The organism is Oleiagrimonas sp. C23AA (genome assembly GCF_011759385.1).
Lineage (GTDB): Bacteria > Pseudomonadota > Gammaproteobacteria > Xanthomonadales > Rhodanobacteraceae > Oleiagrimonas.
This window is the reverse complement of sequence record NZ_JAARLY010000005.1, coordinates 23,187-44,042: the sequence shown is the minus strand read 5'-3', so window position 1 is coordinate 44,042 and position 20,856 is coordinate 23,187. Positions and strand designations below refer to the sequence as shown.

Below are 20,856 nucleotides of genomic sequence, written 5' to 3'. Positions count from 1 at the left end.
CCGGCCTTCAAATCAATCGAGCCGGTAGTTCGGTGCTTCCTTGGTGATCTGGATATCGTGCGGATGCGCTTCCAGCACACCGTTGCCGGTCACGCGCACGAACTGCGCCTTGTTGCGCATGTCGTCGATCGAGCCGCAGCCGCAATAGCCCATCGATGAGCGCAGGCCGCCCAGCATCTGGTGGATGATGTTGCGCAGCGGACCGCGGTACGGCACACGGCCTTCGATGCCTTCCGGCACCAGCTTGTCGGCGTCGGCCTCGTCCTGGAAATAGCGATCCTTCGAGCCCAGCTCCATGGCGCCCAGCGAGCCCATGCCGCGGTAGCTCTTGTAGGAGCGGCCCTGGAACAGCTCGACTTCGCCCGGCGCTTCCTCGGTACCGGCGAACATCGAGCCCAGCATCACCGTGGAGGCGCCCGCGGCGATGGCCTTGGCCACATCGCCCGAGTAGCGGATGCCGCCGTCGGCGATCAGCGGGATATCGTCCTTGAGCGCGGTGGCGACCATGTCGATGGCGGTGATCTGCGGCACGCCGACACCGGCGACCACGCGCGTGGTGCAGATCGAGCCCGGGCCCACGCCCACCTTCACCGCGTCGGCACCGGCATCGCGCAGTGCCAACGCCGCATCGGCGGTGACGATGTTGCCGGCGATCACCTGGATCTGCGGATAGTGCTTCTTGACCCAGGACACGCGATCGAGCACGCCCTGCGAGTGGCCGTGCGCGGTGTCGACCACCACCACGTCCACGCCAGCGGCGACCAGTGCCTCGATACGGGCCTCGGTATCACCGCCCACGCCCACCGCGGCGCCGACCAGCAGACGCTCGTGCGAATCCTTCGCCGCATGCGGGTTGTCGCGGGCCTTCTGGATGTCCTTGACCGTGATCAGACCGCGCAGCTGGTAGGCATCGTTGACCACCAGCACCTTCTCGATGCGGTTCTTGTGCAGCAGCTCCAGCACTTCCTCGTGGCTGGCGCCCTCGCCCACCGTGACCAGGCGCTCCTGACGCGTCATGATGTTGCGCACCGGGTCTTCCGGGCGCTTCTCAAAACGCAGGTCGCGGCTGGTGACGATGCCGACCAGCTGTTCGCCATCGACCACCGGCACGCCGGAGATGTTGTTGGCGGCGGTCAGTTGCATGACGTCGCGGATGGAGGTATCCGGATCCACCGTGATCGGGTTGCGGATGACGCCGGCCTCGAACTTCTTCACCAGACGCACTTCGGCCGCCTGCTTGGCCGCCGACATGTTCTTGTGAATGATGCCGATACCGCCGCTCTGAGCCATGGTGATGGCCAGGCGTGCCTCGGTGACGGTGTCCATGGCGGCGGACACGATCGGCACGTTCAAACGGATGCCACGGGTCAGGCGCGACGAGGTGTCGACATCGCGCGGCAGCACGTTCGAGTGGGCGGGGACGAGGTAGACGTCGTCGTAGGTAAGAGCCTCGGCAAGGATGCGCATGGCGATATGTTCCCGCGAGTAAATTCGCTGATTATAGCGGTTCGGCGCACCTCTCGGCCAGAGCGGCACGCCACGGAAAAACCTGTTTTACCAACGCCGGCCAGGAGCGGCCGGCGACAATGGGCCGCCGCCGTCAGGCCACGGACCGGGGCGGTGCGGCCTCGGCAGCGGTTAGCGTGTTCTCGATCAGCGTGGCCACCGTCATCGGGCCAACGCCGCCGGGAACCGGCGTGATCCACGAGGCGCGCTCGGCGGCCGGCTCAAATTCCACGTCGCCGACCAGGCGACCATCGTCCAGGCGGTTGATGCCGACATCGATGACCACGGCTCCCGGCTTGACCCAGTCGCCCTTGACCAGTCCCGGCTTGCCCACGGCCACCACCAGGATGTCGGCCTGCGCCACGTGCGCGGCCAGATCCTGAGTGAAACGATGGCAGCAGGTGACGGTGCAACCGGCAATCAGCAGCTCCAGCGCCAACGGGCGGCCGACGTGATTGGAGACACCCACGATGACGGCGTGGCGGCCGCGCACCGGGCGGTCGGTGTGGCCAAGCAGGGTCATCACGCCCTTGGGCGTGCACGGACGCAGCCCCAGGCGGCGCAGCACCAGCCGGCCCACGTTGACGGCATGGAAGCCGTCCACATCCTTCTCTGGATCGATGCGGTCGACCAGCGCGTCTTCGTCCACGTGATCGGGCAGCGGCGACTGCACCAGAATGCCGTGCACGGCTGGATCGGCGTTCAGCGTGTCGATCAGCGCGAACAGCTCATCCTGCGTGGTGCTGGAAGGAAGGTCGTAATCGAAGGACTTGAAGCCCACTTCCTGGCAGGCGCGGCGCTTGTTGCGCACATACACCGATGAGGCGGCATCATCACCCACAAGAACCACCGCCAGCCCCGGCGGCGCATGCCCGGCGGCGACGCGTTCGGTCACGCGCTGGCCAACCCGGGTTCGAAGTTCCTGCGCGATGCGCTTGCCGTCGAGAATGCGAGCAGTCATGGGGGTCCACGTGGCGGGAGGCGCGCATTATCCGCGTTCGTGTGGCATCGCACAAACCAGCCAAACGTGAGAATCTGCTTTAACTGCAGCTAAAAGCATTCATATTCATAGTGTTAAATATAATGCTTAATGTTTATTCGAGATAAGGATCAAGGCTATGCCGCTGCCACCGCCTGACGCCCTGCCCGGCCTGCGCCTGTATCGCACGCATGAGGCGGCGCATCTGCGTGCGCTGATTCAAGGCGCCATGGCCGATCTATCGCGCTGGCTGGCCTGGTGCTCGCCCAGCTATGACCTGGCTGACGCACACCGTTTCATCGCCGATTCGCATCGTCACGCGCGCCAGCCGCTGGGGCCGTTCGAACTGGCCATCACCGTGGACGACGTGCCGGTGGGTTCGCTCGGCGTGCATCCGGTGACGTTGCAGCCGCGAGTGGTAAGCCTGGGTTACTGGATCGGTCAGGAACATGCCGGACGCGGCCTGGTGACAAAGGCCGCACGTCAGGCCGCGGCATGGGCCTGCCGAGAGCTTCAGGCGCAACGCGTCGAGATCGTCGCCGCCACGCACAACCTGCCCAGCCGGCACGTCGCCGAACGCCTGGGCGCTCGCCTGCAGCCAGACGCGGCGCGCCAGGTGACCGAATACGGCAACGTGGTGCCAGCGGTGCTCTACCAGCTGGAGCCGGAAGATATTCGTGCCTGGCCCGAGTTGCCCGCGCCCGATCTCTCGCGGTGAGACTTACGGTGTCGCCGAGCAGCTGGCCGCCGTCACCGTATCGCGTCGATGGGCCGGGTCTGCGCAACCCGGGCAGGCCGGATCACGCGCCAGCGCCAGCGTGCGGAACTGCATGCCTAACGCGTCGACCATCAGCAGACGCCCGGTCAGCGGCTGGCCGATCCCCAACAGCAGCTTCAAGGCTTCGGTCGCCTGCAGCGAGCCGATCAAACCGGGCAACACGCCGAGCACCCCGGCCTCGGCACAGTTGGGTGCGCTGCCGGCATCGGGTGGCTCCGGATACAGGCAGCGATAGCACGGCGAGGCGGCATCACGCGGATCGAACACGCTGACCTGCCCGGAAAAACGGTCGATGGCGGCATAGATCAGCGGCAGACCCAGGCGCAGGCTGGCCGCGCTCAACAGATAGCGGGTGGTGAAATTGTCGGCGCCATCGATGACCAGATCGTGCCCCTGGAGCAAGGCATCGACATTGCCCTGGTCCAGGCGCGTGGCATGGGCGGCAAGCGATACCTGCGGGTTGAGTGCAGCCAGCGTCTGCCGCGCCGATTCCACCTTGGGCTCGCCGAGCCGGTCATCGGCATGCAGCACCTGGCGATGCAGGTTGGAGCGCTCGACCACATCGTCATCAATCAGCGTCAGGTGACCGACCCCGGCGGCGGCCAGGTACAGCGCCACCGGCGAGCCCAGTCCGCCGGCGCCAATCAGCGCCACTCGCGACCGGCGCAGCCGCCGTTGCCCTTCGGCACCCACTTGCGGCAGGCGCATCTGGCGCGCGTAACGCTCTGCGGCCTCGGCGCCCAGCTCGCCATGCTCCATGGGCAGTCCAGCAGCACGCCAGCGCATGGTGCCGCCCTGCACCGAGTAGACGCGGGAAAAGCCTTGCGCGCTCAATGCTTCGGCGGCGCGCAGCGAACGCTTTCCGCTGCCACAGATCAGCAGCAACTCGACATCGTCTGGGGTCTGGCTTGCACGCAGTTGGTCGAGCAGCGCCTCGGCGGCGATGCCATGGGCGCCGGCGGCCATGCCGGCGGCGCGTTCGGGTGCCGGCCGCACATCGATCAACCGCGCGCCATGGCGCTGGCGTTGATGGGCCTGGGCCGGCTCCAGTTCCTCGATGTGATGCGTGGGCGAGCTAGTCATGGCGCCATGGTAGCGCCATTGACCTGGGTGAAGCGTGAGCGCTCAGCGACCGCGACGCTTGGCGTTGCGGATCATGCGTTGGCGCTTGCGCTGCTGGCTTTCGGTCAGCTCGTTCTTGCGTCCGGCGTACGGGTTCTCACCGTCACGGAATTCAATGCGGATCGGCGTGCCTTCCAGCTTGTAGCGACGCCGGAAGGTGTTTTCCAGGTAGCGCCGGTAGGCGTCGGCAATATGCTTGGTGCGGCTGCCGTGGATTACCACCGTGGGCGGATTGACGCCACCCGGATGAGCATAGCGAAGCTTGGGCGCATGCCCGCGCACCAACGGCGGCTGGTAGCTTTCGTAGGCTTTTTCCAGCGTTCGGGTGAGATCGGACGAAGTCATGCGCTTGTTGGCCGAGGCGTGGGCACGACCGACTGCCTGCATCAGCTCGCGCAGGCCCGAGCCGTGCTTGGCCGAGATGAACACGCGGCGCGCCCAGCCGACAAACTCCAGCCGGCGTTCCAGGGCACGCTGGCATTGCTCGCGATCGTACGGCTCCATGCCGTCCCACTTGTTGGCAGCAATCACCAGCGCCCGGCCCTGCTCCAGCACATGGCCGATCAGGGTCAGGTCCTGGTCGGACAGGTTCTCGCGGGCATCGACCAGCACCACGCACACCTGCGCCGCAGAAATAGCCTGCAATGTCTTGATGACACTGAACTTTTCCACCGCTTCTTCGATGCGCGCCCGACGTCGCACACCGGCGGTGTCGATCAGCGTATAGCGGCGGCCATCGCGCTCCAGCTTCACCGAAATGGCATCACGCGTGGTGCCGGCAAGGTCCGAGACGATCAGCCGATCCTCGCCCAGCAGGCGATTGACCAGCGTCGACTTGCCGGCATTCGGGCGACCCAGAATGGCCACGCGGATGGAGTCGTCATCTTCGTCGATGACCTCCTCTTCGGCCTCGGGCAACAGCGGCACGATGGTTTCGAGCAGGTGCTCGGTGCCGCGGTTGTGCGCGGCAGCCAAGGGCAGCGTGTGCTCGATGCCAAAGGCGGCGAACTCGGCCAGCGCGCCGTCGATGTCGACGCCGTCGGTCTTGTTCACCACCACCAGCAGCGGTTTGCCGGTACGACGCAGCTCGTCCAGGATGCTGTGATCGTGTGCCAGCAGGCCATCGCGGGCGTCGACCACCATCACCAGCACGCTGGCCTCTTCGATGGCCAGGCGCACCTGCTGCGCGGTCAGCGCATCGATGCCGTCCTCGTCGCCGGACAAGCCGCCGGTATCGACGAGGACAAAGGGACGATCGGCAAGGCGACAGATGCCGTAGTGGCGATCACGAGTGACGCCCGGCAGATCGGCCACCAGGGCGTCACGACTGCGCGTCAGTGCATTAAATAGGGTTGATTTGCCGACATTGGGGCGGCCAACCAGGGCGACGACGGGCAGCATAGGGTTTCACGTCTCTCGTACGGCTTACTTGCCGGCGCTCAGGCGGTAGGCGGCAAGATGGCCTTCCACGTCTTCGACGTAGACCATGTTGCCCACCACCAGTGGCTGGGCGCGAATGGCATGGTGCGACATGCGCTTGCGGGCGGCGAACTTGCCGTCGTCCAGCGACAGCCAGTGCACGTAGCCTTGGGTATCACCGACCACGGCGTAATTGTCCTGCACCGCCGGCGCACTCAGCCAGCGCCACTCCAGCCCGGCCTGCTTCCAAAGATCGGAGCCGCTGCTCTTGTCGAAGGCCCAGACGTTGGACTTGGTATCCACGCCGACCAGCTTGTCGCCGGACACGGCCAGTGACACATAGCTGGAGAACGGGTGATGCCAGAGCGGACGGGCGCTGCGACCATCGACCGCGGTCAGTTCGCCGTGGTAGGCGGCCGCGTACAGCGTGCTGCCATCAAGCAGGATGCTGCCGTCGGCGTCATCGAGCTGATCGATTTCGGTGCGACCGCCGCCCTTGGCCAACGGCACGTCCCACAGCTTTTCGCCATTGTCCAGGCGCAGCGCGGTCAGATGGCCATCATCGCTGCCGAAGAACACCACGCCGTTGGCGACCAGCGGCGCGCCATTACCGCGCAGGCTCAAGGTCGGCACGGTGGCCTGATCATTGGCCCACTCGCGATCGCCGGTGTCGGCATTGATGCCATAGACGCGACCGTCCTCCGTACGCACCACCACCTTGCCACCGACGATGGCCGGCGTGGCAATGATTTCGGATGGTAGCGTAGCCTTCCAGCGGTGCTTGCCGGTCTTGGCGTCGAAGGCATACAGGTGGCCATCGAGCGTGCCCACCACCAACAGGCCGTTGGCCACTGCCGGGCCACCGGCATACTTGGCATCGACGCGCTTGCTGTCGCCCCAGCCGAACCAACCGTGCTGCTTGGTGTAGTCCTTCCAGACGGTATCGCCGCTCTTGGCATCGACTGCCTTCAACGTACCGTCGGGGCTGGCCGCGTAGATCACGCCATCGGCGTAGGTCGGACGCATGCGCACGCCGGTTTCGGCGGCGCCGTCACCCACGCTGGTATCCCATACCTGCTCGACGCTGACGGTCGGCGTGATCTCCTTGAGCGGGGTCGGCGGCTGGATGTTTTCTTTCTTGAACGAGTGACAGCCCGCCAATGCCACGGCTGTCATCGCCGTCATCAGAACAATGCGTTTCATGCGCCCTGCTTTCCGGCCGTAGCCAGATTCTCGAGTTTGACCTTGACACTGCCACGCTGTGGCGCGTCTTCGTTGAGCGCCGACAGCGAGGCCTGGTAGGCCTGGCGCGCTTCGTCGACACGTCCTAGCTTGACCAGCGCGTCACCGCGCAGTTCCTCGGCCAGGCCCGCGAAATCCTTCTTGTCCAGCGTCTGGAGCGTATCCAGCGCGTCCTGTGCCTTGCCGGCGGCCAGATCCACGCGCGCCAGACGCAGCGCCATCAGCCCCTTGAGCACATCGTTCTCGGCATGATCGTGCGCCCAGGTCAGCGAGGTGCGGGCCTGGTCCAGCTTGCCGTTGTCGGCCTGGTAGCGCGCCATCACGCTGCTGCCCAGTGCCGCGTAGGCGGTGCCCGAGTAATCGTCATGCAGCTTGGTGACGATATTGGCGGCCACCTTGTCATTCTTGGCGGCGATGGCCTGCTGCAGCGCCTGGTACTGCTCGGCGGCCTCGGCGCGGTGGGTGGCGCGATGGCCCTTCCACTGCTGCCAGCCGAAAATCAGCACCAATCCGAGCACGATGCCGACCAGGATCGACACGCCGTTCTTGCGCAGCCATTGCTGGACGCGCTCACTCTGCTCGTAATCGTCGTATTCCTCAAATGCCATGCTTTCACCACTGGGGCCGAGGGCGGCGTGTCGCCTTTTGGGCCATGAACGAAAAAAGCGCCACGCGAGCTGGCGGCGCAGAAAAACCCGTCAAGCATAACCGAATGGGCGCTCTTCACAAGTGTTCGACGCCGGCATCCCCGTCACCAGGAACACCGGCGCCCAAGCAAGCGCCCCAATGACGAAATTCAGCCGTGCTCGGGTGTGACCTGGCCGTCGTCGGCATTAACTTCGAAATGGGCCACGTTGGCGTGGCGATAATCGTTCAGTGCCAACGGCTTGCCATCCACACTGACCTGCGCGGCCTTGGCATTGCCAATGCGTACGTTGAGCGCCTGCGCGCTGTCATATTGCTTGTGCGTCCCAGCCGGCAGCAGTGCGTATTCCAGGCGTTTGCCGTCGGCCGTGGTCACCTCCACCCAACTCGGTTCGCTCAGATCCAGCGACAGACTGTGCCCGCCCGCGGCGGGCGATTCCGGTCGGGCCAGTTCGGGCTTGGGTTGCTCCACCTCGCGATCCATGGCCGGAAACGGCGCGATGGAGGCCATCAGCGGCTGTTCACTGGCCGGTCTGCGCTGCGAAGCGTGTCGAACCGGTGCCTTTTGCACCTGGGCGGTCGTATCGGTACCCGGCTGCATCGGGGTGCTCACCGGTGCACTGTCCAATGGCGCCAGTTTGGTGATCTGCTTGCCCAGGCCGCCATTCACACCCAGCCATATCAGCGGCACGATGATGACACCGGTCAACACCACGTAAGTGGCGGCAGTGGCGTAACGCTCCAGCAGGTAGCGCGAGCGCGGGATACCGCCAGTGGCCACCAGCGTTGGCTGCTGCGCCTGACCGGTGCCCAGTTCGGCCTCGATACGCTCGCGCTCGACGCCCAGATACGCGCCGTACTTGCGCAGGTAGCCGCGCATGTACACCTCGTAGTCGACGCCGCCACCGCGGTCGCCTTCGATGCGCTCGAGCACGCGCGCAGGCAGGCGCAGCTCCCGGGCGCAGGTTTCCAGATCCAAACCATGCTCCTGGCGCACCCGGGCAAGCAGTGCACCCAGAGGCTCGGGGTCGGCGGCCTGGGCAGTGACGACATCATGCAGATGTTCGGATCCCTCTCCGGCAGAGAAGAGATCGTCCCCCTGACGATCGCTCTTTGACACTTGGGATTCGCTTGGCTTCATTTTACTGGCTTGAAGTGGTAGCTAGGTTCTGCGCCTGAGGTGAGTCGGGAAACTTGCTCTTCAGGCGCCTGGCGTAGGACTGGGCATCCTCCGCGTTGCCCAGTCGGGTCTCGATCCGGTAACCCAACGCCAGAGACGCAGGCGTGGGCCGGCCGAGCGCGTCGAAACGCTGCAGGAACGCGCTGGCCGGAAACGGCTTGCCCTGGGCAAGCAGCATGTCGGCCAGGTTGTACAGCGCATCGGCGTTGTGCGGGTTGAGCGATAGCGCCTTGCGGAAGTCCTTTTCGGCGGTGACCGCATCAGGCAGCTTGCGCTCGCAGATACCGGCATTGGACCAGGCCGCATCCGGCGTCTGATAGAAAGGGTCGGCCAACGCCTGCTTGAAGTAAGGCAGCGACTCGGCCACCTTGCCTTCGCGGCACAGGAACACACCCAGGTTGTTGTTGGTGGCGCCGCTCTTGGGTTCAAGCTGATTGGCGCGGCGGTAGTGCTGCTCGGCCTTGGCATTTTCACCAATACGCGCATAAAGCACCGCGATCACGGTGTGCGCCGGCACGTAGTCATCGTCGAACTGCAGCGCCATCTTCAGCTTCTCCAGCGCGACCTTGAGTTCGCCGCGCTGCAGATACTGCTGGCCCAACTCGGTATGGATGCGGGCAGCGTTTTCGGCGTTGCTGTCCTTGCTCTTCAGGCCGTCGCCTCCGCTTCCGGTGGTGGCACAGCCGGCCAGCAACATCAGAAGGGAGACCACGACGAGAAGGCGTTTAGGCAGCATGCGTGTTTCCTTGCTCTTCCAGCTGCTTGCGGAAGGTGGCCGAGCGGCGGGTACGATCCAGTACCTGACCCTTGAGCTGACCACAGGCGGCGTCGATGTCGTCGCCGCGTGTACGGCGCACCGGCGCCACCAGCCCGGCCTGATTGAGAATGGCCTGGAAGGCGGCAATCGCCTCCGGGTCGGAGCGCTCATAGCGCGTACCCGGGAACGGATTGAACGGAATCAGGTTCACCTTGCTGGGCAGGCGCCGCATCAGCTTGACCAGCTGGCGCGCGTGCTCGGGCTTGTCGTTGATACCCTTCATCAGGGTGTATTCGAAGGTGATGGTGGCGCGTGGGCGCGTGCTGACATAGCGCTGGCAGGCGGCCAGCAGCTCGTCGATTGGATAGCGCTTGTTGAGCGGAACCAGCTCGGTGCGCAGCTCGTCATTGGGCGCGTGCAGCGACACCGCCAACGACACATCGGCCGCGGTGGAAAGCTTGTCGATCTGCGGCACCAGGCCCGAGGTCGACAGCGTCACGCGCTTGTTGGCCAAGCCGAAGCCCAGGTCGTCGCGCATGTTGTTCATGGCGGTGACGACGTTGTCGAAGTTCATCAACGGCTCGCCCATGCCCATCATCACCACGTTGGTGATGCGCCGACGCTGGTGCGGCACGTTGCCCAGGTGCTTGGCCGCCACCCACACCTGACCGATGATCTCGGCGGCGGACAGATTGCGGTTGAAGCCCTGGGTGGCTGTGGAGCAGAACGTGCAGTTGAGCCCGCAACCCACCTGCGAGGACACGCACAGCGTGCCGCGTGTGGGCTCGGGGATGTACACCGCCTCGATGGCGTTGCCCCCGTCCATGCCCAGCAACCACTTGTGCGTGCCATCGGTGGAGGCCTTCTCGAACAACACGTTCGGCGGCCCCACGTAGCAGCTCTCGGCAAGTTTGGCGCGCAGGGACTTGCCGAGATCGGTCATGTTGTCGAAATCGCTCTCCAGGCGGTGGTAGATCCACTTCATGACCTGATCGGCACGATACGGCTTCTCGCCAAGCCCCGTGAAAAATTCACGCAGCCCCTGGCGATCGAGGTTCATCAGGTTGATCTTGTCCGCCTTGTTCACGACTTCAACCGACATCAGCGTGCCGTGACTTCCGTGGCCGCGAAGAAGTACGCGATTTCGGTGCGTGCGGTCTCCTGCGCATCCGAGCCGTGCACGGCATTGGCGTCGATGGACTCGGCGAAGTCGGCACGGATGGTGCCCTCGGCCGCTTCCTTGGGATTGGTGGCACCCATCAGCTCGCGGTTCTTGGCGATGGCGTCATCGCCTTCCAGCACCTGGATCATCACCGGACCGGAAATCATGAACTGGACCAGCGCGCCGAAGAACGGGCGCTCGCGATGCACGGCATAGAAGCCTTCAGCCTCGGCCTTGGACAGCTGCTTCATCTTGGCAGCGACAACTTTCAGGCCGGCTTTCTCGAAGCGGCTGTAGATCTCACCGATCACGTTCTTGGCGACGGCATCGGGCTTGATGATGGAAAGGGTGCGCTCCAGCGCCATGCAGGTAACTCCGGAAAAAGGTTGCAAAAAGCCCCGCCACGACAAGCGAGGCGGTCGAATCATGCCCGAAATCCTAGCGGAAATCAGGTCTTAGTACACAAAATCTTGACAGATTCTAACGCAGACGCAAGGGGTTCGTCATATGCCATGCGCGCCTGGCTGTCATGCCGATGTTTGACGTTCAGCCGGCACGGCGCCTATGCTTCAAACGATCGTTTGATATCGCCCGAAAAGCGATCTGCGGAGCACACCATTGAACACATCGCAGTTTTCGACCAAGGAGCGCATCCTCGGCGCCGCCGAGACGCTCTTTGCACGTCATGGCTTTGCCGGTGCTTCGCTGCGTCAGGTCACCTCGGCAGCCAAGGTGAATCTGGCTGCGGTGAACTACCACTTCGGATCCAAGGACAACCTGATCGAGGAAGTGTTCCGCCGTCGTCTGGATGAACTCAATGGCCGTCGTGTGGCGGCGCTGAAAGGCGCTGGCGAGGATGCCTCGCTCGATGCCCTGCTCGGCGCCTACATCCGCCCGGCGCTGGAGCTCTCGCTGGACACCGATGGCGGCAGCGCCTTCGTGCGTGTACTGGCCCGCGCCTATGCCGAGCACAATGAGCGTCTGCGCAAATTTCTTTCCGACAACTACGGCCACGTGCTGCGCTTGTTCGCCGCGCAGTTCGCCAAGCAGCTGCCGCACCTTTCCAAGGAAGAGCTGTATTGGCGCCTGGACATAGTGTCCGGCGCGCTGACCTACGCCATGGCCGACTTCGGCGTGATCCAGCGCCGTGCGCAGGACAGCGAGGCCCAGCATCGCGCGCTGGCCGCCGAGCATCTGATCCACTTCGCGGCAGCGGGGCTGCGCGCGCCGTAGACATCATCTTTCCGTTTCGGAGCGGTGGCACCGGAACTTCGCGGTCCACCTCTTCGGCTCTTGTACGACCCCTAGGAGATTGGCATGACCGCAAAACCGCTACGCATACGCAAGGCCGCGGTGCTCGGCGCCGGAGTCATGGGTGCGCAGATCGCCGCCCACCTGACCAACGCCGACGTGGAGACCGTCCTCTTCGACCTGCCGGCCAAGGACGGGCCCAGCAATGGCGTGGCCCTGAAGGCCATCGGCCATCTGGGCAAGCTCAAGCCCGCGCCGCTGGCCGAGAAGTCGCGCGGTGGCCAGATCATTCCTGCCGACTACGCCCAACACCTGGACCAGCTGGCCGATTGCGACCTGGTCATCGAGGCCATCGCCGAACGCCTGGACTGGAAGCTGGATCTGTACAAGAAGGTGGCCTCGCACCTGCCCGAGCATGCGGTGATTGCCTCCAACACCTCCGGGCTTTCCATCAATGCGATGGCCGACGCCCTGCCCGAGGCGATGCGCGCACGCTTCTGCGGCGTGCATTTCTTCAACCCGCCGCGCTACATGCACCTGGTCGAGCTGGTGCCGACCGCGCACACCGACGCGGCGGTGCTGGAAGGCCTGGAAGGCTTCCTTACTACCACGCTGGGCAAAGGCGTGGTCTACGCCAAGGACACGCCCAACTTCATCGGCAACCGTATCGGCGTGTTCTCGATGCTGGCGGCGATGCATCACACCGAGCAGTTCGGCCTGGGCTTTGACACCGTCGATGCGCTGACCGGCCCGGCCATCGGCCGCCCCAAGAGCGCCACCTACCGCACCGCCGACGTGGTCGGTCTGGACACCATGGCGCACGTCATCAAGACCATGGCCGACACCCTGCCCGACGATCCCTGGCACAGCTATTTCAAGGCGCCGTCCTGGCTGGCTGGCCTGATCGACCAGGGCGCGCTGGGCCAGAAGAGCGGCGCCGGCTTCTACAAGAAGGAAGGCAAGGCGATCAAGGTGCTCGATCGCGACGCCGGCAACTACCGCGACTCGGAACAAAAGGCCTGCGATGAGGTGGCGGCCATCCTCGCCATCAAGAATCCGGCCGAGAAGTTCGCCAAGCTGCGCGCCAGTGACGATGCGCAGGCCAAGTTCCTGTGGGCCAGCTTCCGCGACCTGTTTCATTACGCGTCCTATCACCTGTCCGACATCGCCGAGACCGCACGTGACGTGGACTTCGCCATTCGCTGGGGCTACGGCTGGAAACTGGGCCCGTTCGAAACCTGGCAGGCCGCCGGCTGGCAGCAGGTCACCCAGTGGATCGAGGAGGACATCGCCGCCGGCAAGGCCATGAGCGATGCACCGCTGCCTGAGTGGGTCAGCGATGGCCGTCAGGGCGTGCATGGCAAGGACGGTTCGTTCTCGCCGTCCAAGGCCAAGGCATTGCCGCGCTCGTCGCACCCGGTGTACGAGCGCCAGTTGTTCCCGGAGACCGTGCTCGGCGAGCCGGCCGGTGATACGGGTACCACCGTGTGGGAAAACGACGGCGTGCGGCTGTGGACGCGCGATGGCGACGATGTCGGCATCATTTCGTTCAAGACCAAGATGAACACCGTCAACGATCACGTGCTCGATGGCGTGCAGCGCGCGGTGGAAGAAGCCGAAGCCAAGCTGAAAGCGGCGGTGATCTGGCAGACCAGCGAGCCGTTCTCGGCCGGCGCCGACCTCAAGGGCGCGCTGGGCCTGCTGCAGGAAGGCAAGCTGGCCCAGTTCGAGGCCATGGTGGCCAACTTCCAGGCCACCAGCATGAAGATCAAGTACTCGATGGTGCCGGTGGTCGCGGCGGTGCGCGGGCTGTGCCTGGGCGGCGGTTGCGAGTTCCAGATGCATTCGGCACGCACCGTGGCGGCGCTGGAGTCGTACATCGGCCTGGTCGAGGCCGGTGTCGGCCTGCTGCCGGCCGGTGGCGGTCTGAAGGAAATTGCCACCCGCGCGTCTGCCTCGCCGGTGGGCGATGCCTTCGACAACATCAAGCGCTACTTCGAGACGGTAGCCATGGCCAAGGTCGCCACCTCGGCGCTGGAGGCCAAGCAGTTCGGTTTGCTGCGCGAATCGGACCTGGTGGTGTTCAACGCCAACGAACTGCTCTACGTGGCCAAGCAGCAGGCCGGGGCGCTTGCCGAGAGTGGCTATCGCCCGGCCCTGCCCACGCGCCACATCAAGGTCGCCGGCGATGTCGGCACCGCTACCTTCAAGGCCATGCTGGTGAACATGGCCGAGGGCTACTTCATTTCGCCGCACGACATGGAGATCGCCACGCGCATCGCCGACACCCTGTGCGGCGGTCAGATCGAGCGCGGCTCGGAAGTGGACGAAGCCTGGCTGCTGGCGCTGGAGCGCAAGCACTTCGTGGCCCTGGCGCAGATGGAAAAAACCCAGGCGCGCATCGCCCACACCATGAAGACCGGCAAGCCGCTGAGGAACTGAGAAGCGGGAATCGGGATTAGAAAATCGTCCAGAGCCATCAGGAACGGCGGGGCTGCAAAGAAGGCTATCGGCAAGCAAGCCGATTTGCGGCGCCCCCTTCCCCATTCCCCCTTCGGAGAAAGTCATGAGCAAACACATTCAGGACGCTTACATCGTCGCCGCCACCCGCACGCCGGTGGGCAAGGCGCCGCGTGGCGTATTCCGCAACACCCGGCCCGACGACCTGCTGGCCCACGTTATCCGTGAAGCCATGGAGCAGTGCCCGGGCATCGATCCGGCGCGCATTGGCGATGCCATCATCGGCTGCGCCATGCCCGAGGCCGAGCAAGGCATGAACGTGGCGCGCATCGGCGCGCTGCTGGCCGGCCTGCCCGACAGCGTGCCGGGCGTCACCATCAACCGCTTCTGCTCCTCGGGCGTGCAGGCCATCGCCATGGCCGCCGACCGCATTCGCCTGGGCGAGGCCGACCTGATGATCGCCGGCGGCACCGAGACCATGTCGATGGTGCCGATGATGGGCCACAAGGTGCAGATGAATCCGGCCATCTTCAACGACGAGAATGTGGCCATCGCCTACGGCATGGGCATCACCGCCGAGAAAGTGGCCGAAAGGTGGAAGGTCAGCCGCGAGGATCAGGACGCCTTCGCCGTGGAAAGCCACCGCCGCGCGCTGGCGGCCATCGAGGCCGGCCACTTCAAGGATGAAATCGCGCCGTTCACGCTGGACGATCGTTATCCGGACCTTGCCAACGGCAGCGTGCGCGAGGACCAGCGCGTGATCGACACCGACGAGGGTCCTCGCGCCGGCACCACGCCGGAGGTGTTGGCCAAACTGCGCACGGTGTTCCGCAACGACAAGTTCGGCGGTTCGGTGACGGCGGGCAACTCCTCGCAGATGTCCGACGGCGCCGGTGCGCTGATCCTGGCCAGCGAGCAGGCGGTCAAGGACTACGGCCTGACCCCGCTGGCGCGCTTTGTCAGCTTCTCGGTGGCCGGCGTGCCGCCGGAGGTGATGGGCATCGGCCCCAAGGAAGCCATTCCCAAGGCGCTCCAGCAGGCCGGTCTCAGTCAGGACCAGATGGACTGGATCGAACTCAACGAGGCCTTTGCCGCGCAGTCGCTGGCGGTGATCCGCGATCTGGGTCTGGACCCGGAGAAAGTGAACCCGCTGGGCGGCGCCATCGCGCTGGGTCACCCGCTGGGTGCCACGGGTGCCATCCGCGCGGCCACCTGCATCCATGGCCTGCGTCGGCGTCAGCAAAAGTACGGCATGGTCACCATGTGCATCGGCACCGGCATGGGTGCAGCCGGCATTTTCGAAGCGCTTTGATCGTTACGCGACAAACGGCGTAAATCAGAACGGCCCGCATCGAGCGGGCCGTTTTCTTGTTCGCTGAAGCCACTTACAAACCATGCCAGAGCATGCTGATGGCCACGGCGATGATCATCAGCGCGAACAGCGTGTTGAGTACGCCTTTACGGTTGGCCAGGTGCCCGGCCAGATGGGCACCGATCCAGCCGCCCACCACGCCCCCGGCAATGAACTGGGCAGCGATGGTCCAGTCGATCCAGCCCGACAGTGCGTAATTGGCCGCCGCGGTCATGCCAAAGCTGCCGACGGCAATCAACGAGGTGCCAATGGCGTTGATGATGGCCATGCCGCTGGCCAACATCAGGCCGGGGACCACCAGAAAGCCGCCACCGATGCCGAAGAAGCCGGCCAGCGCCCCCGCACCCAGTCCCGCCACCGCCAGCTTTGGCATGGCGTGCGGCGTCGGGTAGCGGTCCTGGCCCGAGCGCTGGCCGCCGCGCAGCATCAGCCCGGCGACCACCAGCATCAACACCGCGAACGCCAACACCAGTCGGTGTCCATCGACGGCCTTGCCCAGACTGGAGCCGGCATAGGCCCCCAGCATCCCGGTGACCGCAAACATGCCGGCCGCCTTCCAGCGCACGCGACCGGCCCGCGCATGGGGAATCACATTGGCAAACGCATTGAGCGCCACCGCCAGCGCACTGGTGCCAATCGCCACGTGCGGGTCGTGCACGCCCACGACATACAGCAGCAGCGGCACCGCCAGCATGGAGCCACCGCCACCTACCAGGGCCAGAGACAACCCCACCAGTGATCCGCAGGCGAGCGCGAGCAGCGCCTGTGTCATCGCCACAGTCAGCATGATCGAAGCCTCGCAATGATGCGGCGCCGGACGCCGCTAGTGTGCCCTCAGGCGCGGCAGAACTGGTCGAACATGGTCTGCATCAGGGCCAGTACGCGTGAATCGCAGATGCGGTAGAAGATCGATTGCGCATCGCGGCGCCCCGTGACCATGCCTTCGCGCCGCAACAGGGAAAGATGTTGCGAGACCACGCTCTGCGACAACTCCAGCCGATCGGCCAGCTCACCCACCGCGCATTCGCCCTGACTCAACTGGCACAGCAGCAGCAGGCGATTCTGGCTGGCCATGCCCTTGAGCACGGAAACGGCCGATTCCACGTTGCGGTGCATGGCTTCGACGGTCATGTTCGACGGCTTGACGCTGGCGCTCACCGGGGCTCCTTCTGGTGCAGCATGGGTTCGATCGGCGACAGATCGTAGCCGGCTGCCCGCGCTTGCGCCAGCACTTGCGCGGCGGGTTTATCGCTCTGCATGGCCCACATGGTGCTGGAGCGCATGCCACTGCGACAGAAGGCGAACACCGGGCCGTTGGCATCGGCAAGCGCCTTGGCGAACGCGGCGACTTCCTGCGCGCCCCAGGCTTGGGGCACTACCGGGATGTAGTGATAGGTCAACCCCTGAGCCTTGGCCGCCTCAGCCAGTTGCGCAGCGCTCGGCTGGTCGGGGGATTCGCCATCCGGGCGGTTGTTGATGACGGCGACAAAGCCTTTCTGGCGCAGCGTGGCCATGTCGCTCGCGGTGATCTGCCCGCTGACACTCAGGCGATCATCCAGTGCATGCATATCCATGGTGAGGCTCCTTGGGGACCGGTTACAGGACGTTGAGGGGAATCTTCAGGTAGTGCGTGCCGTTGGACTCGGCCGGAGGCAGCTCGCCGGCACGCATGTTCACTTGCACCGAAGGCAGGATCAGGCGCGGCATGGACAAGGTGGCATCGCGCTCGGTGCGCATGCGCACGAAGCTTTCTTCGTCCACGCCATCACGAACATGGATGTTGTGGGCTTTCTCGTCGCCCACCGTGGTTTCGTGGGCGAACGCATCACGCCCCGGCGCCTTGTAGTCGTGGCACAGAAAAATGCGCGTGGCCTCGGGTAGGCCATAGATTTTCTGGATGGAGCGGTACAGTGTGCGCGCATCGCCACCGGGGAAATCGCAGCGCGCGGTGCCGTAGTCGGGCATGAACAGCGTGTCACCGACAAACGCCGCATCACCGATCACGTGCGTCATGCACGCCGGTGTGTGGCCAGGCGTATGCAACGCCACCGCCTCGATGTTGCCGAGGCGGTAATGTTCGCCATCGGTGAACAGGTGGTCGAACTGGCTGCCATCATGGGCAAACTCGGGCTCGGCATGAAACAGCGTGCCGAAGGTGTCCTGCACGGTACGGATGTGCTCGCCGATGGCCAGCAGCCCCCCCAGGGTGTCGCGGATGTACGGCGCCGCCGACAGATGGTCGGCGTGCACGTGTGTGTCGATCACCCAGCTCACGGCAAGACCGCTTTTGCGGACAAAGTCGATGATCTGGTCGGCCGATTCATGCGCGGTGCGGCCGGCCGCGGCGTCATAGTCCAGCACGCTGTCGATCACCGCCGCCTGCTGGGTTTGCGGGTCCCAAACCACGTAACTGAAGGTGTTGGTCGGTTCGTGGAAGAATGTTTCTACGCTTGGCTGCTGTGACATGGTGCTTCCTCGCAACTTGGCGGATACGGGATCGAAATGGACCGGGTGCCCGCGACGAAGAGTCTGGTCACCGTCGTCAAGCGGCGGTCCTTCATGAGCCATATATTAGATTATTCGAATATATAAATTCAATGGCCGCCGTGCTCAATGTGCCCAGGTGTGACCCGGTTCGCACCGGCGTTGTATCGATTGAAGACTGGCTCACAAAACGCCGGGCGGCGGCAGCGAGAGGCTAGACCTCCACCCGAAGACGGGTGGCTGAACAGGGGGAGCCTTGAGCGGTGCCCGCACCGCGGGGCTTTTCAGAGACGACGGGCAGCGGCGCTGCCCTGCCTTGCATCGAACTCATGGATAAGGAGTCTCAAGCGATGAAGATGTTCAGAACCCCGGGGGCAACACGCGGCCGCGCCATGCGCACCTGGCTGGCTGCCGCCGCAGCCTTGTGCCTGTCCGCACCGGCGTTGGCCGCCCATGCCGTCAAACCCGATGCCGAACCGCAACTGGTGCGCGTGGCCAGTCTGCCCGCGTCCAGCCAGCCGGCCGGCGTTCCCGGCAACTACGTGGTCACGCCGAACGGCTATTTCGATCCATCCTGCGTACGTACGCTGCATGCCGGTGAAACCCTGCGCAAGGACGGCCGTATCCGCGGCGCCAACGGCGCCTTGCAGGCGGCCAATGTCTGCACGCGGGCGCATTTCACGCTCAACGGGGTACGGGTGATGCCCAATGGATTGCGTTATCTGGGCAGCGCCAGTGCCGACAATGCATCGGGCACCGAGCCCGAGCAAAGCGGCTGGGTGATGTCAGCCAACTACAGCAGCAATTCGCCGATTGGCCGCATTGTGGCCACCTGGACCGTGCCGGCTGCGCCCAGCGCGCAACAGGATGCGGTGATCTACTTCTTCCCCGGCTTGGAGCAACTGCCCAACGTGCAGTCGATCCTGCAGCCGGTGCTGGGCTGGAACAGCTATGGCGGCAAGGCCTGGACGCTGGCCAGCTGGAACTGCTGTGTCAGCGGCACCACCTATCACAGCGCTCCGGTCGCCGCGCACACCGGTGATGTGGTGGTGGGCGATACCTACTCCACCTGCGCGGCAGGTGTGGATTGCTCGACCTGGAAAATCGACTCGCGCGACACCACCACCGGCCAGACCAGCTCGCTGACCACCAATCCGTATGCCGATCTCAACTGGGTGTATGGCGGTGTGCTGGAGGTCTACAACGTGTCCACTTGCAGCGAGTATCCGGCCAGCAGTCCCATCGTGTTCCACAACATACAGGTCTACCGCCGCGATGGCTCGCGGGTAGCCTCGCCGCCGTGGAACTCCAGCGCCGACACCTCGGGCATCAATCCGCAGTGCAACTACAACCTGTCGAGCATGCCCAGCTCGGTGACGCTGTCGTACTGATCCATCACTTGCGAGCCAACGTGGCTCTCCCCCTGCCCTGCGCGCGGCGACGGCCGGCGCAGGGCTTTTTTTTCGGGAACGATCAGGCGATCAGGCGAATTTCGCGCAGACGCTGCATCAGGTACTCGTGCGAGCTCAGCGACTCCGGATAGCGATTGGGATTTTCTTCGCTGATGCAGGTGGACACCGGGTCCAGCAGTACATCCGGATTCGGGTGCAGGAAGAACGGCACCGAATAGCGCGGCTTGCGGGCATCCTCGCCCTGCGGGTTGGTCACCCGATGCGTGGTCGACGGGTACACGTGGTTGGACAGGCGCTGCAGCATGTCGCCAATGTTCACCACGATGGCATCGCCGGTGGTGGTGATCGGCAGCCAGTGGCCTTCGCGCGTCAGCACTTCCAGGCCCGCCGCACTGGCACCCACCAGCAGCGTGATGAAGTTGATGTCCTCATGCGCCCCGGCACGCACGTTGGGCACAGTGCCCTGTTCGATCGGCGGATAGTGGATCGGGCGCAGGATGGAATTGCCCTGGTCGATCTTGTCCTCGAAGAAGGTTTCCGGCAGCTCGATGTGCAGTGCCAGCGCGCGCAGCACGCGTGAGCCCAGCTGATCCAGCGCTTCGTACAGGCCGTAACCGTACTGGTGCAGCTCGGGCACTTCCTCGGGCCAGATGTTGGCCGGCATCACGTCGGCGAACTTGGAGTCGCGGTCGATCTCGCGGCCGATGTGCCAGAACTCTTTCAGGTCCGGATGCTCGCTGTCCTTGGCCGTTTCCACCTTGAACGGCGTGTAGCCGCGCGCGCCGCCACTGCCGGGCACGTGGTACTTCATCTTGGTCTCGGCCGGCAGCGAGAACAGGTGCTCGAAGGCCTTGTAGGCGCCATCAATCAGCGCTGGATCGATGCCATGACCGCTGATGCAGCAGAAACCGAATTCACGGTAGGCCGCGCCCAGTTCGGCCACAAAGGCGGTGCGATCGGAATCGAAACGACGGATGTCCAGCGTCGGGACGTTCTTCATGGGTTTTGTCTCCACAACAGGTTGGCGTGCGGTGTTTGGTTTCCGCCACCGCAGGGGCGGGGGCACGTCGGGCCAATCCTTGGCGAC

20 protein-coding genes are annotated in these 20,856 nt (G+C 64.7%); 5 read left to right on the top strand and 15 right to left on the bottom strand.

Annotated elements, in window-relative coordinates; all coding sequences use genetic code 11:
• Window positions 1-12 precede the first annotated feature (12 nt).
• Together guaB and folD are read right to left on the bottom strand one after the other, a co-directional pair.
• Window positions 13-1,467: an IMP dehydrogenase gene (gene guaB, locus HBF24_RS09715; protein ID WP_167172396.1), complete on the bottom strand. Its 1,455-nt coding sequence runs from the start codon at window positions 1,465-1,467 to the stop codon at window positions 13-15.
• A 133-nt stretch (window positions 1,468-1,600) separates the two neighbouring features.
• Entirely contained in the window at window positions 1,601-2,467 is an 867-nt protein-coding gene (folD, locus tag HBF24_RS09710; RefSeq protein WP_167172394.1) for a bifunctional methylenetetrahydrofolate dehydrogenase/methenyltetrahydrofolate cyclohydrolase FolD, read from the bottom strand.
• A gap of 157 nt (window positions 2,468-2,624) precedes the next feature.
• On the opposite strand from folD, the gene HBF24_RS09705 reads away from it, so the two are divergent.
• Window positions 2,625-3,203, top strand: coding sequence for a GNAT family N-acetyltransferase (locus tag HBF24_RS09705; RefSeq protein ID WP_167172392.1), 579 nt, complete (start codon window positions 2,625-2,627; stop codon window positions 3,201-3,203).
• A gap of 3 nt (window positions 3,204-3,206) precedes the next feature.
• Here HBF24_RS09705 and moeB read toward each other — a convergent pair whose 3' ends face one another.
• From moeB to ndk, 8 genes are all read right to left on the bottom strand, one after another.
• Window positions 3,207-4,346, bottom strand: a complete 1,140-nt coding sequence (gene moeB / locus HBF24_RS09700; RefSeq protein WP_167172390.1) for a molybdopterin-synthase adenylyltransferase MoeB — start codon at window positions 4,344-4,346, stop codon at window positions 3,207-3,209.
• 42 nt (window positions 4,347-4,388) lie between these two features.
• Window positions 4,389-5,786: a ribosome biogenesis GTPase Der gene (gene der, locus HBF24_RS09695; RefSeq protein WP_167172387.1), complete on the bottom strand. Its 1,398-nt coding sequence runs from the start codon at window positions 5,784-5,786 to the stop codon at window positions 4,389-4,391.
• 24 nt (window positions 5,787-5,810) lie between these two features.
• Window positions 5,811-7,007 carry an outer membrane protein assembly factor BamB gene (bamB, locus tag HBF24_RS09690; protein WP_167172386.1) on the bottom strand — a complete coding sequence of 399 codons (1,197 nt, stop codon included), beginning with the start codon at window positions 7,005-7,007 and terminating at the stop codon, window positions 5,811-5,813.
• Entirely contained in the window at window positions 7,004-7,654 is a 651-nt protein-coding gene (locus HBF24_RS09685) for a tetratricopeptide repeat protein (RefSeq protein ID WP_167172383.1), read from the bottom strand. The genes bamB and HBF24_RS09685 overlap by 4 nt, the downstream gene beginning before the upstream one ends.
• 188 nt (window positions 7,655-7,842) lie before the next feature.
• Window positions 7,843-8,811, bottom strand: a complete 969-nt coding sequence (locus HBF24_RS09680) for a RodZ domain-containing protein (protein ID WP_343162740.1) — start codon at window positions 8,809-8,811, stop codon at window positions 7,843-7,845.
• Between the two features lie 22 nt (window positions 8,812-8,833).
• Window positions 8,834-9,607, bottom strand: a complete 774-nt coding sequence (gene pilW / locus HBF24_RS09675; RefSeq protein ID WP_167172379.1) for a type IV pilus biogenesis/stability protein PilW — start codon at window positions 9,605-9,607, stop codon at window positions 8,834-8,836.
• Entirely contained in the window at window positions 9,597-10,730 is a 1,134-nt protein-coding gene (rlmN, locus tag HBF24_RS09670) for a 23S rRNA (adenine(2503)-C(2))-methyltransferase RlmN (RefSeq protein ID WP_167172377.1), read from the bottom strand. The genes pilW and rlmN overlap by 11 nt, the downstream gene beginning before the upstream one ends.
• Window positions 10,730-11,155, bottom strand: a complete 426-nt coding sequence (gene ndk / locus HBF24_RS09665; protein WP_167172375.1) for a nucleoside-diphosphate kinase — start codon at window positions 11,153-11,155, stop codon at window positions 10,730-10,732. The genes rlmN and ndk overlap by 1 nt, the downstream gene beginning before the upstream one ends.
• A 253-nt stretch (window positions 11,156-11,408) precedes the next feature.
• Here ndk and HBF24_RS09660 point away from each other — a divergent pair, with 253 nt between their 5' ends.
• The 3 genes from HBF24_RS09660 to HBF24_RS09650 all read left to right on the top strand — a co-directional run bounded on the left by HBF24_RS09660 (window position 11,409) and on the right by HBF24_RS09650 (window position 15,813).
• A complete protein-coding gene (locus HBF24_RS09660; protein WP_167172373.1) occupies window positions 11,409-12,023 on the top strand; it encodes a TetR/AcrR family transcriptional regulator in 615 nt (204 codons plus the stop codon).
• Window positions 12,024-12,107: 84 nt separating this feature from the next.
• Window positions 12,108-14,483, top strand: a complete 2,376-nt coding sequence (locus HBF24_RS09655) for a 3-hydroxyacyl-CoA dehydrogenase/enoyl-CoA hydratase family protein (RefSeq protein ID WP_167172371.1) — start codon at window positions 12,108-12,110, stop codon at window positions 14,481-14,483.
• A 124-nt stretch (window positions 14,484-14,607) separates the two neighbouring features.
• The gene (locus HBF24_RS09650) at window positions 14,608-15,813 is read left to right on the top strand and encodes an acetyl-CoA C-acyltransferase (protein ID WP_167172370.1); all 1,206 of its coding nucleotides are present in this window, start codon (window positions 14,608-14,610) and stop codon (window positions 15,811-15,813) included.
• Between the two features lie 73 nt (window positions 15,814-15,886).
• Here HBF24_RS09650 and HBF24_RS09645 read toward each other — a convergent pair whose 3' ends face one another.
• From HBF24_RS09645 to HBF24_RS09630, 4 genes are read right to left on the bottom strand one after another with little or no spacing between them, the layout of a single operon-like run.
• Window positions 15,887-16,660 (bottom strand): sulfite exporter TauE/SafE family protein, encoded by a 774-nt coding sequence (locus HBF24_RS09645; protein WP_167172368.1) that lies wholly within the window; start codon window positions 16,658-16,660, stop codon window positions 15,887-15,889.
• A gap of 47 nt (window positions 16,661-16,707) precedes the next feature.
• Complete coding sequence (locus HBF24_RS09640) at window positions 16,708-17,031, bottom strand: metalloregulator ArsR/SmtB family transcription factor (RefSeq protein WP_343162739.1); 324 nt, start codon at window positions 17,029-17,031, stop codon at window positions 16,708-16,710.
• Complete coding sequence (locus HBF24_RS09635; RefSeq protein ID WP_167172366.1) at window positions 17,028-17,447, bottom strand: TIGR01244 family sulfur transferase; 420 nt, start codon at window positions 17,445-17,447, stop codon at window positions 17,028-17,030. The genes HBF24_RS09640 and HBF24_RS09635 overlap by 4 nt, the downstream gene beginning before the upstream one ends.
• A gap of 22 nt (window positions 17,448-17,469) precedes the next feature.
• Window positions 17,470-18,339: an MBL fold metallo-hydrolase gene (locus HBF24_RS09630; protein WP_167172364.1), complete on the bottom strand. Its 870-nt coding sequence runs from the start codon at window positions 18,337-18,339 to the stop codon at window positions 17,470-17,472.
• Window positions 18,340-18,707: 368 nt separating this feature from the next.
• Here HBF24_RS09630 and HBF24_RS09625 point away from each other — a divergent pair, with 368 nt between their 5' ends.
• Window positions 18,708-19,748 carry a hypothetical protein gene (locus HBF24_RS09625; RefSeq protein WP_206064268.1) on the top strand — a complete coding sequence of 347 codons (1,041 nt, stop codon included), beginning with the start codon at window positions 18,708-18,710 and terminating at the stop codon, window positions 19,746-19,748.
• Between the two features lie 82 nt (window positions 19,749-19,830).
• On the opposite strand, the gene HBF24_RS09620 is transcribed toward HBF24_RS09625, so the two are convergent.
• Window positions 19,831-20,769, bottom strand: a complete 939-nt coding sequence (locus HBF24_RS09620; protein WP_167172362.1) for an isopenicillin N synthase family oxygenase — start codon at window positions 20,767-20,769, stop codon at window positions 19,831-19,833.
• Window positions 20,770-20,856: the final 87 nt, after the last annotated feature.

Coding starts and splice junctions, on each gene's coding strand:
- guaB (WP_167172396.1), bottom strand. CDS start 1,467: ATGCGCATCCTTGCCGAGGCTCTTACCTACGACGACGTCTACCTCGTC.
- folD (WP_167172394.1), bottom strand. CDS start 2,467: ATGACTGCTCGCATTCTCGACGGCAAGCGCATCGCGCAGGAACTTCGA.
- HBF24_RS09705 (WP_167172392.1), top strand. CDS start 2,625: ATGCCGCTGCCACCGCCTGACGCCCTGCCCGGCCTGCGCCTGTATCGC.
- moeB (WP_167172390.1), bottom strand. CDS start 4,346: ATGACTAGCTCGCCCACGCATCACATCGAGGAACTGGAGCCGGCCCAG.
- der (WP_167172387.1), bottom strand. CDS start 5,786: ATGCTGCCCGTCGTCGCCCTGGTTGGCCGCCCCAATGTCGGCAAATCA.
- bamB (WP_167172386.1), bottom strand. CDS start 7,007: ATGAAACGCATTGTTCTGATGACGGCGATGACAGCCGTGGCATTGGCG.
- HBF24_RS09685 (WP_167172383.1), bottom strand. CDS start 7,654: ATGGCATTTGAGGAATACGACGATTACGAGCAGAGTGAGCGCGTCCAG.
- pilW (WP_167172379.1), bottom strand. CDS start 9,607: ATGCTGCCTAAACGCCTTCTCGTCGTGGTCTCCCTTCTGATGTTGCTG.
- rlmN (WP_167172377.1), bottom strand. CDS start 10,730: ATGTCGGTTGAAGTCGTGAACAAGGCGGACAAGATCAACCTGATGAAC.
- ndk (WP_167172375.1), bottom strand. CDS start 11,155: ATGGCGCTGGAGCGCACCCTTTCCATCATCAAGCCCGATGCCGTCGCC.
- HBF24_RS09655 (WP_167172371.1), top strand. CDS start 12,108: ATGACCGCAAAACCGCTACGCATACGCAAGGCCGCGGTGCTCGGCGCC.
- HBF24_RS09650 (WP_167172370.1), top strand. CDS start 14,608: ATGAGCAAACACATTCAGGACGCTTACATCGTCGCCGCCACCCGCACG.
- HBF24_RS09645 (WP_167172368.1), bottom strand. CDS start 16,660: ATGCTGACTGTGGCGATGACACAGGCGCTGCTCGCGCTCGCCTGCGGA.
- HBF24_RS09635 (WP_167172366.1), bottom strand. CDS start 17,447: ATGGATATGCATGCACTGGATGATCGCCTGAGTGTCAGCGGGCAGATC.
- HBF24_RS09630 (WP_167172364.1), bottom strand. CDS start 18,339: ATGTCACAGCAGCCAAGCGTAGAAACATTCTTCCACGAACCGACCAAC.
- HBF24_RS09625 (WP_206064268.1), top strand. CDS start 18,708: ATGAAGATGTTCAGAACCCCGGGGGCAACACGCGGCCGCGCCATGCGC.
- HBF24_RS09620 (WP_167172362.1), bottom strand. CDS start 20,769: ATGAAGAACGTCCCGACGCTGGACATCCGTCGTTTCGATTCCGATCGC.